Raw genomic sequence first — 14,715 nt, forward strand, 5'->3', positions numbered from 1 at the left:
TTACTCGGCCATCGAAGAAGAACGGGAGGTAGGGATAGGTGGAACCGGGTCATAACCACCGGGATTCCACGGATGACAGCGACCTAAACGACGAAAGGCCAGCCAGCCACCGCGCAGAAGGCCATGATTTTCAATGGCTTCATACGCGTAGCAGGAACAACTGGGGTAGAAACGACAGTGACTGGCCATCAAAGGACTAATGGCATAGCGATAAAACTGGATCGGAACGAGGGCCAGTTTACGCATCGGTACTGTCTACCCCTACAGTTTCGGTTTTGACTTCTGGAACTGGCTTGCTGCGTGCCAGACGCTTCCAGAGCTTGCCGAAATGCTGAATCAATTCGGGGTTTTCTACATCGCCCAGACCTTTGCGCGCGACGATAACGATATCCCAGCCGACCAGTGAATCCTGGTGCAGACGGAACGATTCGCGCATCAAACGTTTGAGGCGATTGCGCTCAACGGAGAGCTTTACGCTCTTTTTCCCGATAACCAGCCCGAGACGGGGGTGATCAAGATCGTTGTTGCGTGCAAGGAGCAGGAGATTTTTCCCCGGAACCTTGCCGGTAGGGGAGTCAAAGACTGCCTTGAAATGCCGGGGAGTAAGCAGACGCTTTTCCCGACTGAAGTCCTGACTCACCTCCAGTACCGGATTATCAAACTGCCAGACGCGCACGACCTTTGGCGCGACGACGCGACAGGACTGCGCGGCCGTTCTTGGTAGCCATGCGAGCACGGAAACCGTGGGTACGAGCGCGTTTGATAGTGCTTGGTTGGAAAGTACGTTTCATGTCGTGTTACCTGGTTCGTCCACAACGGGCCGGAATGGCCCCCGTTTTAAGAGACCGGGGATTCTAGAGAAAGCAAGCCTTCAGGTCAATTTCCAACCAACGTTTCCTTATAAATAGATCTCAAGGTGTTCTTTGCCTGATCACCTGTTCGCCATACATAAAAATAAAGAAGGGAATTATTTAAAGCTTTTCTGTAAAGCTTATAAAAGCTAGACACGCCTTCTTCTGTGGATAAGTGACAGCAGCCCATGTTTTACCTGCTGTACAGAGAATGACAACTACAGTGGAAAACCGTGTTCAGCCTGTGCTGCGCTGTCGGATAACCTGTGCGTGGAATGGACTGTTATCCACAGGCAGGTTATCCACCGAGTTCAACCCCCAGTTGTCCAGTGCCCTTAGGGGCGGTTATCCACAGAGCTTATCCACACACCGTTGGTCGCCTTTTTCTGATTTAACGCATTGATAAATCATGGTCACCGGGCAACCTGCATGTGGATAAGTGGACGGCTCGCCGCTACAATGGCCGCTTGTTTTTGCCTCACCGGCTTTCAACTTAGGGGATATCCGTGTCAGTGGAACTTTGGCAGCAGTGCGTGGAGCTTTTGCGCGAGGAGCTGCCTGCCCAACAATTCAACACCTGGATCCGTCCACTACAGGTCGAAGCCGAAGGCGACGAGTTGCGCGTCTACGCACCGAACCGTTTTGTGCTGGACTGGGTCAACGAAAAGTACCTGGGCCGCGTCCTTGAACTGCTGGATGAGCACGGCAACGGCATGGCGCCTGCGCTTTCCTTATTAATAGGCAGCAAACGCAGTTCCGCTCCGCGTGCCGCGCCGAACGCTCCGCTTGCAGCCGCGCAGGTTTCCCAGCAGGCCCAGGCAAATGCCACGCCTGTGAGTACGCCGGCACCCACCCAGACGTCAGCACCGGCAGCCAAGCGTTCGACGCAGAAAAGCCCCGAGGTCAGCGATGAGCCGTCTCGCGACAGTTTCGACCCGATGTCCGGCGCTGCTTCGCAACAGGCCCCGGTCCGCGCTGAACAGCGCACCGTGCAGGTCGAAGGTGCGCTCAAGCACACCAGTTACCTGAACCGCACCTTCACCTTTGAAAACTTCGTCGAAGGTAAATCCAACCAGCTCGCCCGCGCGGCGGCCTGGCAAGTGGCGGACAACCCCAAGCACGGCTACAACCCACTCTTCCTTTATGGTGGTGTTGGTCTGGGTAAGACTCACTTGATGCACGCGGTGGGTAACCATCTATTAAAGAAGAACCCGAATGCCAAGGTCGTGTACCTGCATTCCGAGCGTTTCGTGGCCGACATGGTCAAGGCACTGCAGCTGAACGCAATCAACGAGTTCAAGCGTTTCTACCGTTCGGTGGATGCCCTGTTGATCGACGACATTCAGTTCTTCGCCCGCAAAGAGCGCTCGCAGGAAGAGTTTTTCCACACCTTCAACGCCCTGCTTGAAGGTGGCCAGCAGGTCATTCTCACCAGTGACCGCTACCCGAAAGAAATCGAAGGCCTTGAAGAGCGCCTCAAATCCCGCTTCGGCTGGGGCCTGACGGTTGCCGTCGAGCCGCCGGAACTGGAAACCCGTGTGGCGATCTTGATGAAGAAGGCCGACCAGGCCAAAGTCGAGTTGCCGCATGACGCTGCGTTCTTCATCGCCCAACGCATTCGCTCCAACGTCCGTGAGCTGGAAGGCGCGCTCAAGCGCGTGATCGCCCACTCGCACTTCATGGGCCGCGACATCACCATCGAGCTGATTCGCGAATCCCTGAAAGACCTGTTGGCGCTGCAAGACAAACTGGTCTCTGTGGATAACATTCAGCGCACCGTCGCCGAGTACTACAAGATCAAGATCTCGGATCTGCTGTCCAAGCGCCGTTCGCGCTCGGTGGCGCGTCCGCGTCAAGTGGCCATGGCCTTGTCCAAGGAACTGACCAACCACAGCCTGCCGGAAATCGGCGATGTGTTTGGCGGTCGCGACCACACGACCGTGTTGCACGCCTGCCGCAAGATCAACGAACTTAAGGAATCCGACGCGGACATCCGCGAGGACTACAAGAACCTGCTGCGTACACTGACCACTTGATGAACACCAGCGCAGCTTATTAAGGCAAGGGACTAGACCATGCATTTCACCATTCAACGCGAAGCCCTGTTGAAACCCCTGCAACTGGTCGCAGGCGTTGTCGAGCGCCGACAGACCTTGCCGGTACTCTCCAACGTGCTGCTGGTTGTCGAAGGCCAGCAACTGTCGCTGACCGGTACCGACCTGGAAGTCGAGCTGGTCGGTCGTGTGCAACTTGAAGAGCCGGCTGAAACAGGTTCCATCACCGTGCCTGCGCGCAAGTTGATGGATATCTGCAAAAGCCTGCCCAACGACGCGCTGATCGACATCAAGGTCGATGAGCAGAAGCTGGTCGTGAAGGCTGGCCGTAGCCGCTTCACCCTGTCGACGCTGCCGGCCAACGATTTCCCGACCGTTGAAGAAGGTCCTGGCTCGCTGACCTGCAGCCTCGAGCAAAGCAAACTGCGTCGCCTGATCGAACGTACCAGTTTCGCCATGGCTCAGCAGGACGTGCGTTATTACCTCAACGGTATGCTGCTGGAAGTATCCGAAGGCATCATCCGCGCTGTGGCTACCGACGGTCACCGTCTGGCCATGTGCTCGATGAAAGCCGATATCGGCCAGCCTGATCGCCATCAGGTGATCGTGCCGCGCAAAGGTATCCTTGAACTGGCACGTCTGCTCACCGAGCCGGACGGCAACGTCAGCATTGTATTGGGTCAGCACCACATCCGTGCGACCACTGGCGAGTTCACGTTCACCTCGAAACTGGTCGACGGCAAATTCCCGGACTACGAGCGCGTTCTGCCGAAGGGCGGCGACAAGCTGGTATTGGGCGATCGTCAGGCCCTGCGTGAAGCGTTCAGCCGTACCGCGATCCTGTCCAACGAGAAGTACCGTGGTATCCGTCTGCAACTGGCCAGCGGTCAGTTGAAGATCCAGGCCAACAACCCGGAGCAGGAAGAAGCGGAAGAAGAAGTCGGCGTTGAATACAACGGCGGCTCCCTGGAAATCGGCTTCAACGTGAGCTACTTGCTCGACGTGTTGGGCGTGATGACCACCGAGCAGGTTCGTCTGATCCTGTCCGACTCCAACAGCAGTGCGCTGGTGCAAGAGTCCGACAACGACGATTCGGCTTACGTTGTCATGCCGATGCGTCTGTAATCAGCTGACCCTGGATGTCCTTAAGTCGTGTTTCGGTCACCGCGGTGCGCAATCTGCACCCGGTGACCTTCTCCCCCTCCCCCCGCATCAACATTCTTTACGGCGCCAACGGCAGCGGCAAAACCAGTGTTCTGGAAGCCATTCATCTGCTGGGGCTTGCCCGTTCGTTTCGTAGCACTCGGCTGTTGCCGGTCATCCAGTACGAGCAGCTCGCCTGTACCGTGTTCGGTCAGGTCGAATTGGCCGAGGGTGGCCATAGCGCATTGGGCATCTCGCGCGATCGTCAGGGCGAGTTCCAGATCCGTATCGACGGGCAAAACGCCCGTAGCGCTGCACAGTTGGCGGAGATCCTGCCGCTGCAGTTGATCAACCCCGACAGCTTCCGCCTGCTTGAAGGTGCGCCGAAGATTCGCCGGCAGTTTCTCGACTGGGGCGTGTTCCACGTCGAACCGCGCTTCATGGCCACCTGGCAGCGTTTGCAGAAGGCCTTGCGCCAGAGAAACTCCTGGCTGCGGCATGGTACACTTGACGCCGTTTCGCAAGCGGTTTGGGACAGGGAACTGTGCCAGGCCAGCGCTGAAATCGATGAATACCGCCGCGCTTACATCAAAGCCTTGAAACCAGTCTTTGAACAAACCTTGAGCGAGCTGGTTGAGCTCGAAGGTTTGACGCTCAGCTATTACCGAGGCTGGGACAAAGACCGGGAATTGAGCGCCGTACTGGCCGGTTCCGTGCAACGGGACCAGCAAATGGGTCATACCCAGGCTGGACCGCAACGGGCTGATTTGCGTCTTAGATTGGGCGCACACAACGCCGCGGACATTTTGTCCCGGGGTCAGCAGAAGTTGGTGGTCTGTGCACTGCGGATTGCTCAAGGGCACCTGGTCAGCCAGGCCCGCCGCGGTCAGTGTATTTATCTGGTGGATGACTTGCCGTCCGAGCTGGACGAGAGCCACCGTCGCGCGCTGTGCCGCTTGCTGGAAGACTTACGCTGCCAAGTGTTCATCACTTGTGTAGATCACGAATTATTGAGGGAAGGCTGGCAGACGGAAACGCCAGTCGCTCTGTTCCACGTGGAACAGGGCCGTATCACCCAGACCCACGACCATCGGGAGTGAAGGCATTGAGCGAAGAAAATACGTACGACTCAACGAGCATTAAAGTGCTGAAAGGCCTGGATGCCGTACGCAAACGTCCCGGTATGTACATTGGTGACACCGACGATGGCAGCGGTCTGCACCACATGGTGTTCGAGGTGGTCGACAACTCGATCGACGAAGCCCTCGCCGGCCACTGCGACGACATCAGCATCATCATCCACCCGGATGAGTCCATCACCGTTAAAGACAACGGCCGTGGCATCCCGGTAGACGTACACAAAGAGGAAGGCGTTTCCGCCGCCGAGGTCATCATGACCGTCCTCCACGCTGGCGGTAAGTTCGACGATAACTCCTACAAAGTATCCGGCGGTCTGCACGGTGTAGGTGTGTCGGTAGTGAACGCGCTGTCCGAAGAGCTGGTACTGACCGTTCGCCGCAGCGGCAAGATCTGGGAACAGACCTACGTCCACGGCGTGCCACAGGCACCGATGGCCATCGTTGGCGACAGCGAAACCACCGGTACCCAGATCCACTTCAAGGCTTCCAGCGAAACCTTCAAGAACATTCACTTCAGCTGGGACATCCTGGCCAAGCGCATTCGTGAACTGTCCTTCCTCAACTCCGGTGTCGGCATCGTCCTCAAGGACGAGCGCAGCGGCAAGGAAGAGCTGTTCAAATACGAAGGCGGCCTGCGAGCGTTCGTTGAATACCTGAACACAAACAAGACCGCGGTCAACCAGGTGTTCCACTTCAACATCCAGCGTGAAGACGGCATCGGCGTGGAAATCGCGCTGCAGTGGAACGACAGCTTCAACGAGAACCTGTTGTGCTTCACCAACAACATTCCACAGCGCGACGGTGGTACCCACTTGGTGGGCTTCCGTTCGGCACTGACGCGTAACCTGAACAACTACATCGAGCAGGAAGGTCTGGCGAAGAAGCACAAAGTCGCTACCACCGGTGACGATGCCCGTGAAGGCCTGACCGCGATCATCTCGGTGAAAGTACCGGATCCGAAGTTCAGCTCGCAGACCAAAGACAAGCTGGTCTCTTCCGAAGTGAAGACCGCAGTCGAGCAGGAGATGGGCAAGTACTTCTCCGACTTCCTTTTGGAAAATCCGAACGAAGCCAAGCTGGTCGTCGGCAAGATGATCGACGCTGCCCGTGCCCGTGAAGCTGCGCGCAAGGCCCGTGAGATGACCCGCCGCAAAGGCGCGCTGGACATCGCCGGCCTGCCGGGCAAACTCGCTGACTGCCAGGAAAAAGACCCGGCACTCTCCGAACTGTACCTCGTGGAAGGTGACTCCGCGGGCGGCTCTGCCAAGCAGGGACGTAACCGCAAGACCCAGGCCATCCTGCCGTTGAAGGGCAAGATCCTCAACGTCGAGAAAGCACGCTTCGACAAGATGATCTCGTCCCAGGAAGTGGGCACGCTGATCACCGCACTGGGCTGCGGCATCGGTCGCGACGAATACAACATCGACAAGCTGCGTTATCACAACATCATCATCATGACCGATGCTGACGTCGACGGTTCGCACATCCGTACCCTGCTGCTGACCTTCTTCTTCCGTCAGTTGCCGGAGCTGATCGAACGCGGCTATATCTACATCGCCCAGCCGCCGCTGTACAAGGTCAAGAAAGGCAAGCAAGAGCAATACATCAAAGACGACGACGCCATGGAAGAGTACATGACGCAGTCGGCCCTGGAAGATGCGAGCCTGCACCTGAACGAAGAAGCCCCGGGCATTTCCGGTGAAGCGCTCGAGCGTCTGGTGAACGACTTCCGCATGGTGATGAAGACCCTCAAGCGTCTGTCGCGCCTGTACCCGCAGGAACTGACCGAGCACTTCATCTACTTGCCGGCCGTGAGCCTGGAAAAGCTCGGCGACCACGCCGCAATGCAAGAGTGGTTGGCTCAGTACGAAGCGCGCCTGCGCACCGTCGAGAAATCCGGTCTGGTCTACAAGGCCAGCCTGCGGGAAGACCGTGAACGTGGCGTCTGGCTGCCAGAGGTCGAACTGATCTCCCACGGCCTGTCGAACTACGTCACCTTCAACCGCGACTTCTTCGGCAGCAACGACTACAAAACCGTCGTCACCCTCGGCGCTCAACTGAGCACCCTGCTCGATGAAGGCGCGTACATCCAGCGTGGCGAGCGCAAGAAAGCGGTCACCGAGTTCAAGGAAGCCCTCGACTGGCTGATGGCGGAAAGCACCAAGCGCCACACCATCCAGCGATACAAAGGTCTGGGCGAAATGAACCCGGATCAGCTGTGGGAAACCACCATGGACCCAAGCGTGCGCCGCATGCTGAAGGTCACCATCGAAGACGCCATTGGCGCAGACCAGATCTTCAACACCCTGATGGGTGATGCGGTCGAACCTCGCCGTGACTTCATCGAGAGCAATGCTCTGGCGGTTTCGAACCTGGATTTCTGATCCCGGTTTGCGTCAAACAAAAGGCCAACGCATTGCGTTGGCCTTTTTATTGGCAGATCAAAAGATCGCAGCCTACGGCAGCTCCTACAGAGATTGGTGTAGGAGCTGCCGTAGGCTGCGATCTTTTGCTCTTTTTACTCGGATGCTGCAGACACACTCTCCAACCGATACCCATACCCATAAATCGTCAGCAACTGCCAACCCCGATCCGCCGTCAGCCCCAGCTTGTTACGTAGCCGATAGATATGCGTATCCAACGGCCGCGACGAAGCCATCTCCTCATGCGGCCAAAACCGTTCATACAGATAATCCCGCGACAACGGTCGACCCAGATTGCTGAACAAACACCGCGCCAGTCGATACTCGCGCTCAGTCATGACAATCGGCTTTCCCTCGCGAGTGACAGTCAGTTCGGCATCATCAAACGTCAGATCATTAAAGCTCAGCACTTCCGTCGCAGCCGCGCGTTGCTGGCTATGCCGACGCAGCACCGCCGCCACCCGCGCCTTCAACTCATTCGGCCGAAACGGCTTGCTCACGTAATCATCGGCCCCGGCATTCAACGCCTGAACGATATCGCTCTCGCCATCGCGACTGGTGAGCATGATCGCGGCCGGAGGCGCTTCCATGTGTTCGCGGGTCCAGCGCAACAGGGCCAGACCCGTGAGGTCGGGCAGTTGCCAGTCGAGGATCAGCAGGTCGAAGGTTTCCCGGCGTAGCTGTCGCAGCAGGTCTTCACCACGCTCGAAGCTGTGCAGCGACCACGGCTGTTCGCCGGCGTCGGCCATTTGCTGCAGGGTTTGCTCGACCCGGCGCAGTTCGGCGGGTTCGTCGTCCAGTATCGCAACGCGCATACGCGGTGGTTCCTTGTTGCTTGGGCAGTTGGGCGTCAACCATAGTCGCTTGGTCATCACCTTGAAAGTAAGCGGCCCGCCGTTGGTCGACGTCCGCTATGATTCTTCGGGTCTACGTCTCAGACCTGTGGCCCATGAAACCATTCACACTGCCCTGCCCTTTTTCCCCATGAACAACCAGCGTCGGCGTGAAAGCCGTGAACCGAGCCAGGTGCAGCGATTGTTTCGCCAGTTGGTGCGCGAGTGGTTGTGGATAAGTCTAGTGCTGTTGCCGCTGACTGCGCTGTTGTCTTATCGCGCGCAGGTCAATTTGCACGATGCATCTCCCGCCATGGGCGCCTTGTTGTCGGTCGCCTTGGTGGCCGGCAGTCTTGGCCTGCTGTTGTGGCGTCCGCGCTGGGCGCTCTGGGTCACATTGATCGGCATGGCGTGCGCGCTGCTGGCCAGTGCAGGCTTAGCGGAAATACGCCGTTGGTGGTCGCCGACGCCAGCAGTGCTGGGGATGTTGTTCGGTTACCTGATCTGGAACTGGCGGCGCCTGAGTGTGGTGCTGACCTATTTCGGTTGGGAGTTGGCCCGGTTAGACAGCGAGCCGAAAGTTTTTCCCGAGCGCCGTCGTTCGCAATTCACCGGCGCTGATCGTTTGCAGGGCCAGATCATGGCGCTCGAACAAGCCATGAGCCGTACCCGCGATACCCGGCGCTTTATTGCAGACGGTCTGGAGTACTTGCCCGTCGCCACACTGATCAGCGATCCCAAGGGCCAGATCCTGCTGGGCAATCGCAAGGCTCGCCAGCTATTCGATCACAACCTGGTGGGGGACGACGTCCTCGATCAGCTGGCCAGCCTGGGTTACCCGGAGTTGTCCACAGAGTTGCGGCCGTCACTGTCGGCCATACCGCTGTTGGAGTTCCGCGATCACAAGGAACGCAGCCTGCGCCTGGAACGTGCCGCCCTGCTGCCGGTGGACGGAGACACGCCGATTGGCTGGCTGCTCAGCCTCACCGATCTCAGCGCCGAACGTGCCGCCGAGGAACAGCGCGGGGTATTGCTGCGTTTTCTTTCCCACGACCTGCGTGCCCCGCATTCGGCGATCCTCGCTTTGCTGGATGTGCATCGCCATCAGGCCGGGGCCGATGCGCCGTTGTTCGAACAAATCGAACGCCAGGTACGTCGCGCGCTGGATCTGACTGACGGATTTGTTCTGCTGGCGCGGGCCGAATCCGAGGCTTACCAATTTCAGCCGACGCTGTTCGCGATGCTGGTACTGGATGTGCTGGATCAAGCGTTGCCCATCGCCCAGCAGAAACGTATCGAGCTGCTGCATGACATGGATGAAGAGTCGCAGGAGCGTCTGATCAATGCCGACCAAGGCTTGCTGACCCGCGCGCTGTTCAACCTGCTGGAGAACGCGATCAAGTACAGCCCGGCAGATACCACTATTACCCTGCGCGTCTGTTGCCGCGAGGAATGGTTGCACTGTGAATTGATCGATCAAGGCAAGGGCATCGCCGCCGATGAATTGCCCGACCTGTTCAGCCAATACCGACGTTTTTCTTCCGCGCAGGGCATCGACGGCGTGGGCCTAGGCTTGTCGATGGTCAAAGCGGTAGTCGATCACCACGGCGGCAAAATCGAATGCCGCAGCGTGGTTGATCAAGGCACCACCTTCCTGCTTGAGTTACCGCTAGTCCCAGACTGATCATGCACAAAAAAACCGGCTATATCAGCCGGTTTTTTTACTTCCGAAAAAAACTTATGCACCTTTTACGGTGTTTTATGAGCTTGAGAAATATATAAGTAAATCAATCACTTAATTAGAGTATTCAAGCCTTTTCAACAAAACCGTACACAGGTTATCCACAAAAATTCAGACAGCGATCTGATCATTTGCCGCCGGTGCCTGCGGCGCCTGTGGCAGCGAGCCCATTTCACGCTGAGTCTTCTCGTTCCAGGCTTGTACCCGGTCGTTCAACTCAGCGACGGCGCGAGGGCCAGTGCCTTCGGCGTACATCGGCTCGCCGATGACTACGGTGATCACGCCGGACTTCTTGCCCCAACCGATTTTCGGCCAGAACTTGCCAGCATTGTGTGCAATCGGTAGCACCGGAAGCGCCGCATTCACCGCCAAAGCGCTACCACTGCGGGAGAACTTGCCGACAGTGCCGTAAGGAACGCGTGTACCTTCCGGGAAGATCAGCACCCAGACGTTGTCCTTGAGCAGTTCATCGCCTTTGGCCGCGACTTGTTTCAAAGCAGCTTTCGGGTTGTCGCGATCAATTGCAATCGGCCGCAACATGGCCATCGCCCAGCCGAAGAACGGTACATACAGCAGTTCGCGCTTGAGCACCTGGCTCAACGGCGAGAAATAAGCGGAGAGAAAGAACGTCTCCCAGGTGCTCTGGTGGTTCGACTGAATCACGCAGGGCCGGTCAGGCACGTTTTCCGCACCTTTGATTTCGTAGCGGATACCGAGAAACACCTTGGTCAACCACAAGGCACAGCGGCACCAGTACACGTTGATAAAACGATAACGCGCCTTGAATGGCAAAAACGGCGCGATAAAAAAACTCAAGCTGCACCACAGCAGAGAGGTGGTGCCCAGCAGCAGGTAAAAGAGAAAAATCCTGATGGCCCGCAGTATCGACATAGTGACGTTTACCGTTACGGGGCAATGCCCGAGTGTTCAAGCGCACTCCCGATCAATCCCTGGTCAGGAACTTCAGAAGTACTCTAGTTGTGGATAAGTTCTGCGGCAATCGCCGCCAGATCGTCAAAAATCAGAGTGCCAACCGGCAGGGTTTTGCCCTGAGTCTTTTCGCCTTTTCCGGTCTTTACCAAAACTGGCTGTGAATCGACGGCTTTGGCGGCCTCCAGGTCACCAAGGCTGTCGCCGACGAACCAGACATTGGCCAGGTCGACGTTGTAATGCGCCGCGATGGTTTTCAACATCCCCGGTTTCGGCTTGCGGCAATCGCAGCCCTCGTCCGGCCCATGCGGGCAATACACGATCAGCCCGACTTCACCGCCCTGCTCCGCTACCAGTTCGCGCAAGCGTGCGTGCATGGCATCGAGGGTGTCGAGGTCGTAGTAACCGCGAGCAATGCCCGACTGGTTGGTAGCCACCGCCACCGTCCAGCCGGCCTTGCTCAACTGCGCAATCGCCTCGATCGAGCCGGGCAACGGAATCCACTCCGCCACTGACTTGATGTAAGCGTCGGAGTCGTAATTGATCACTCCGTCCCGATCGAGAATCAGCAGTTTCAACAGCAATCCCTCAACCCAGCAGCGAAATGTCGGCAACACCGAGGAACAGACCACGCAGACGCGCCAGCAGCGCGTAACGGTTGGCCCGCACATTGGCGTCGTCGGCATTGACCATCACCGCGTCGAAGAACGCATCCACCGGCTCACGCAATGCCGCCAGGCGTGCCAGCGATTCGTTGTACTGACGCGCTGCGGCCATTGGCTGCACTGCTTGATCCGCTTGCTGGATCGCCGAGTACAGCGAGAACTCGTTGGCGTTGTCGAAGTACTTGGCTTGCACCTCGGTCGGTACCGCGCCTTCGAGTTTGCTCAACAGGTTCGATACACGCTTGTTCACCGCCGCCAGCGCTGCCGCTTCCGGCAGTTTGCGGAAGGCCTGCACCGCTTGCACACGCTGGTCGAAGTCCAGCGCCGAACCCGGCTTCAGGGCACGTACCGACAGGTAAGTGGCGACTTCAACGCCTTCGTCTTCGTAACGCGCACGCAAACGGTCGAAGATGAATTCCAGCACGGACTCGTTGAGCCCGGCAGCCTTGACCTTGGCACCGAATGCAGCCACGGCGAAAGCCACGGCGTCGTTCAGGTCCAGATCAAGTTTCTTCTCGATCAGGATGCGCAGCACGCCGAGTGCCGCACGGCGCAGGGCATACGGGTCTTTGCTGCCGGTTGGCAGCATGCCGATACCGAAGATACCGACCAGGGTGTCGAGCTTGTCAGCGATCGCAACGGCTGCACCGGTCAGGGTGGCTGGCAGTTCTGCACCGGCACCACGTGGCATGTATTGCTCGTTGAGCGCCAGCGCGACGTCTTCCGGCTCACCGTCATTGAGGGCGTAGTAATAACCGGCGACACCTTGCATCTCCGGGAACTCGCCAACCATTTCAGTGGCCAGGTCGCACTTCGACAGCAGGCCTGCGCGCGCAGCCCAAGAGGCGTTGCCGCCAATGCGTGCGGCGATGTACGCAGCCAGTTTGGAAACACGCTCGGCCTTGTCGTAGACGCTGCCGAGTTTTTCCTGGAACACCACGTTCTTCAGGCGATCATTGAAAGCTTCGAGCTTCTGCTTCTTGTCCTGCTTGAAGAAGAACTCGGCGTCGGTCAGACGTGGGCGAACCACTTTCTCGTTACCGGCGATGATCTGCTGCGGATCTTTGCTTTCGATGTTGGCCACAGTGATGAAACGTGGCAGCAACTTGCCGTAGGCATCCAGCAGGCAGAAGTACTTCTGGTTGTCCTGCATGGTGGTGATCAGCGCTTCTTGCGGCACGTCGAGGAAACGTTCCTCGAACGAGCACACCAGCGGCACCGGCCATTCAACCAGCGCGGTCACTTCGTCGAGCAGTGCCGGTGGAACGATTGCCGTGCCTTCCTGACGGGTGGCCAGTTCTTCGGTGCGCTTGCTGATGATCTCGCGACGCTCATTGGCGTCGGCCAGCACATAAGCGGCACGCAGGTCGGCGAGGTAGCTCGACGGCGAACCGATGCGCACGCTTTGCGGGTGATGGAAGCGGTGACCACGGGAGTCACGGCCAGCCTTTTGCGCGAGGATGGTGCAATCGATGACCTGGTCACCGAGCAGCATCACCAGCCATTGGGTCGGACGCACGAACTCTTCCTTGCGCGCACCCCAACGCATGCGTTTCGGGATCGGCAGGTCGTTCAGCGAGTCTTCGACGATGGTCGGCAGCAGGCTCGCGGTCGGCTTGCCGGCGATGCTCTGGCTGTAACGCAGTTTCGGGCCGCTCTGATCGATTTCGCTCAAATCAACGCCGCACTTTTTGGCAAAGCCCAGTGCTGCTTGAGTCGGGTTACCGTCAGCGTCGAACGCCGCCTGACGTGGCGGGCCGTCGAGGTTGATGCTGCGATCCGGTTGCTGGGTCGCCAGCGCGGTGATCAGCACAGCCAGACGACGCGGTGCGGCGTAGACGGTTTTAGTCTCGTAGCTCAGGCCAGCGGCTTGCAGGCCTTTGTCGATACCGGCGAGGAACGCGTCAGCCAAGGTGTTCAGGGCTTTCGGTGGCAGTTCTTCGGTGCCCAGTTCAACCAGAAAATCTTGCGCACTCATTGTGCTGCCTCCAGCTTGGCCAGTACTTCGTCACGCAGGTCCGGGGTCGCCATCGGGAAGCCCAGCTTGGCGCGTGCCAGCAGGTAGGCTTGCGCAACGGAACGCGCCAAGGTGCGTACGCGCAGAATGTATTGCTGACGCGCGGTCACCGAGATCGCCCGGCGCGCATCCAGCAGGTTGAAGGTGTGCGACGCCTTCAACACCATTTCGTAGCTCGGCAACGGCAGCGGCTGGTCTAGTTCGATCAGACGCTTGGCTTCGCCTTCATAGAAGTCGAACAGCTCGAACAGTTTGTCGACGTTGGCGTGTTCGAAGTTGTAAGTGGACTGCTCCACTTCATTCTGGTGGAACACGTCGCCGTAGGTGACTTTGCCCATCGGGCCGTCAGCCCAGACCAGGTCGTAGACCGAATCCACGCCTTGCAGGTACATGGCCAGACGCTCGAGACCGTAAGTGATCTCGCCGGTCACCGGGTAGCACTCGATGCCGCCCGCCTGCTGGAAGTAAGTGAATTGAGTCACTTCCATGCCGTTCAGCCAGACTTCCCAGCCCAGACCCCAGGCGCCGAGGGTCGGCGATTCCCAGTTGTCTTCGACAAAGCGAATGTCGTGGACCAGCGGGTCCAGGCCGACATGCTTGAGCGAGCCCAGGTACAGTTCCTGGAAGTTGTCCGGGTTCGGCTTCAGGACGACCTGGAACTGATAGTAGTGCTGCAGACGGTTCGGGTTTTCGCCGTAACGGCCGTCAGTCGGACGGCGGCTTGGCTGCACGTAGGCGGCGTTCCAGGTTTCCGGGCCGATGGCGCGGAGGAAGGTCGCGGTGTGGAAAGTGCCGGCGCCTACTTCCATATCGTAGGGCTGAAGTACCACGCAACCTTGCTCGGCCCAGTATTGCTGGAGCGCGAGGATCAAGTCTTGGAAGGTACGCACGGCTGGCGTAGGCTGGCTCACGAAATTCA

The 14,715-nt window shown here is 58.3% G+C and carries 13 protein-coding genes; 5 read left to right on the plus strand and 8 right to left on the minus strand.

Annotation, left to right across the window (positions count from 1 at the left end; all coding sequences use genetic code 11):
* The 3 genes from yidD to rpmH are packed head-to-tail and all read right to left on the minus strand — an operon-like array spanning window position 1 to window position 791.
* Window positions 1-246 carry a membrane protein insertion efficiency factor YidD gene (yidD, locus tag RMV17_RS29795; RefSeq protein WP_080761984.1) on the minus strand — a complete coding sequence of 82 codons (246 nt, stop codon included), beginning with the start codon at window positions 244-246 and terminating at the stop codon, window positions 1-3.
* The gene (rnpA, locus tag RMV17_RS29800) at window positions 239-640 is read right to left on the minus strand and encodes a ribonuclease P protein component (protein ID WP_016984072.1); all 402 of its coding nucleotides are present in this window, start codon (window positions 638-640) and stop codon (window positions 239-241) included. Before rnpA ends, yidD begins: the two co-directional genes overlap by 8 nt.
* Before the next feature lie 16 nt (window positions 641-656).
* Window positions 657-791 carry a 50S ribosomal protein L34 gene (gene rpmH / locus RMV17_RS29805; RefSeq protein WP_003213577.1) on the minus strand — a complete coding sequence of 45 codons (135 nt, stop codon included), beginning with the start codon at window positions 789-791 and terminating at the stop codon, window positions 657-659.
* A 566-nt stretch (window positions 792-1,357) separates the two neighbouring features.
* Here rpmH and dnaA point away from each other — a divergent pair.
* Genes dnaA through gyrB form a run of 4 tightly spaced genes read left to right on the plus strand, consistent with a single transcriptional unit; the run spans window position 1,358 to window position 7,571 of the window.
* On the plus strand, window positions 1,358-2,887 hold the full coding sequence (gene dnaA / locus RMV17_RS29810) for a chromosomal replication initiator protein DnaA (RefSeq protein ID WP_034152191.1): 1,530 nt from the start codon (window positions 1,358-1,360) through the stop codon (window positions 2,885-2,887).
* Between the two features lie 39 nt (window positions 2,888-2,926).
* Entirely contained in the window at window positions 2,927-4,030 is a 1,104-nt protein-coding gene (dnaN, locus tag RMV17_RS29815; protein WP_007911887.1) for a DNA polymerase III subunit beta, read from the plus strand.
* Window positions 4,031-4,044: 14 nt separating this feature from the next.
* Window positions 4,045-5,148, plus strand: a complete 1,104-nt coding sequence (recF, locus tag RMV17_RS29820) for a DNA replication/repair protein RecF (RefSeq protein ID WP_003220208.1) — start codon at window positions 4,045-4,047, stop codon at window positions 5,146-5,148.
* Between the two features lie 5 nt (window positions 5,149-5,153).
* Window positions 5,154-7,571: a DNA topoisomerase (ATP-hydrolyzing) subunit B gene (gene gyrB, locus RMV17_RS29825; protein WP_007911885.1), complete on the plus strand. Its 2,418-nt coding sequence runs from the start codon at window positions 5,154-5,156 to the stop codon at window positions 7,569-7,571.
* A gap of 134 nt (window positions 7,572-7,705) precedes the next feature.
* Here the strand turns inward: gyrB and RMV17_RS29830 are convergent, their stop codons facing one another.
* Window positions 7,706-8,425: a response regulator transcription factor gene (locus tag RMV17_RS29830; protein WP_034152192.1), complete on the minus strand. Its 720-nt coding sequence runs from the start codon at window positions 8,423-8,425 to the stop codon at window positions 7,706-7,708.
* Window positions 8,426-8,594: 169 nt separating this feature from the next.
* Between RMV17_RS29830 and RMV17_RS29835 the strand changes: the two genes are divergently transcribed.
* Window positions 8,595-10,127: an ATP-binding protein gene (locus tag RMV17_RS29835; protein WP_311884566.1), complete on the plus strand. Its 1,533-nt coding sequence runs from the start codon at window positions 8,595-8,597 to the stop codon at window positions 10,125-10,127.
* Between the two features lie 168 nt (window positions 10,128-10,295).
* Here RMV17_RS29835 and RMV17_RS29840 read toward each other — a convergent pair whose 3' ends face one another.
* From RMV17_RS29840 to glyQ, 4 genes are all read right to left on the minus strand, one after another.
* A complete protein-coding gene (locus RMV17_RS29840) occupies window positions 10,296-11,075 on the minus strand; it encodes a lysophospholipid acyltransferase family protein (RefSeq protein ID WP_108224905.1) in 780 nt (259 codons plus the stop codon).
* An 83-nt stretch (window positions 11,076-11,158) separates the two neighbouring features.
* Entirely contained in the window at window positions 11,159-11,698 is a 540-nt protein-coding gene (gene gmhB, locus RMV17_RS29845; protein WP_311884568.1) for a D-glycero-beta-D-manno-heptose 1,7-bisphosphate 7-phosphatase, read from the minus strand.
* Between the two features lie 4 nt (window positions 11,699-11,702).
* Entirely contained in the window at window positions 11,703-13,757 is a 2,055-nt protein-coding gene (gene glyS / locus RMV17_RS29850; RefSeq protein ID WP_311884570.1) for a glycine--tRNA ligase subunit beta, read from the minus strand.
* On the minus strand, window positions 13,754-14,707 hold the full coding sequence (gene glyQ / locus RMV17_RS29855; RefSeq protein ID WP_034152298.1) for a glycine--tRNA ligase subunit alpha: 954 nt from the start codon (window positions 14,705-14,707) through the stop codon (window positions 13,754-13,756). Before glyQ ends, glyS begins: the two co-directional genes overlap by 4 nt.
* Window positions 14,708-14,715: the final 8 nt, after the last annotated feature.

Origin of the sequence: Pseudomonas sp. VD-NE ins, assembly GCF_031882575.1 — a bacterium.
GTDB lineage: Bacteria > Pseudomonadota > Gammaproteobacteria > Pseudomonadales > Pseudomonadaceae > Aquipseudomonas > Aquipseudomonas fluorescens_BZ.

What these genes read in the sequence shown, in the direction of transcription:
- yidD (WP_080761984.1), bottom strand. Translation starts at nt 246, where the DNA reads ATGCGTAAACTGGCCCTCGTTCCGATCCAGTTTTATCGCTATGCCATT.
- glyS (WP_311884570.1), bottom strand. Translation starts at nt 13,757, where the DNA reads ATGAGTGCGCAAGATTTTCTGGTTGAACTGGGCACCGAAGAACTGCCA.
- RMV17_RS29840 (WP_108224905.1), bottom strand. Translation starts at nt 11,075, where the DNA reads ATGTCGATACTGCGGGCCATCAGGATTTTTCTCTTTTACCTGCTGCTG.
- recF (WP_003220208.1), top strand. Translation starts at nt 4,045, where the DNA reads ATGTCCTTAAGTCGTGTTTCGGTCACCGCGGTGCGCAATCTGCACCCG.
- RMV17_RS29835 (WP_311884566.1), top strand. Translation starts at nt 8,595, where the DNA reads ATGAACAACCAGCGTCGGCGTGAAAGCCGTGAACCGAGCCAGGTGCAG.
- RMV17_RS29830 (WP_034152192.1), bottom strand. Translation starts at nt 8,425, where the DNA reads ATGCGCGTTGCGATACTGGACGACGAACCCGCCGAACTGCGCCGGGTC.
- dnaN (WP_007911887.1), top strand. Translation starts at nt 2,927, where the DNA reads ATGCATTTCACCATTCAACGCGAAGCCCTGTTGAAACCCCTGCAACTG.
- rpmH (WP_003213577.1), bottom strand. Translation starts at nt 791, where the DNA reads ATGAAACGTACTTTCCAACCAAGCACTATCAAACGCGCTCGTACCCAC.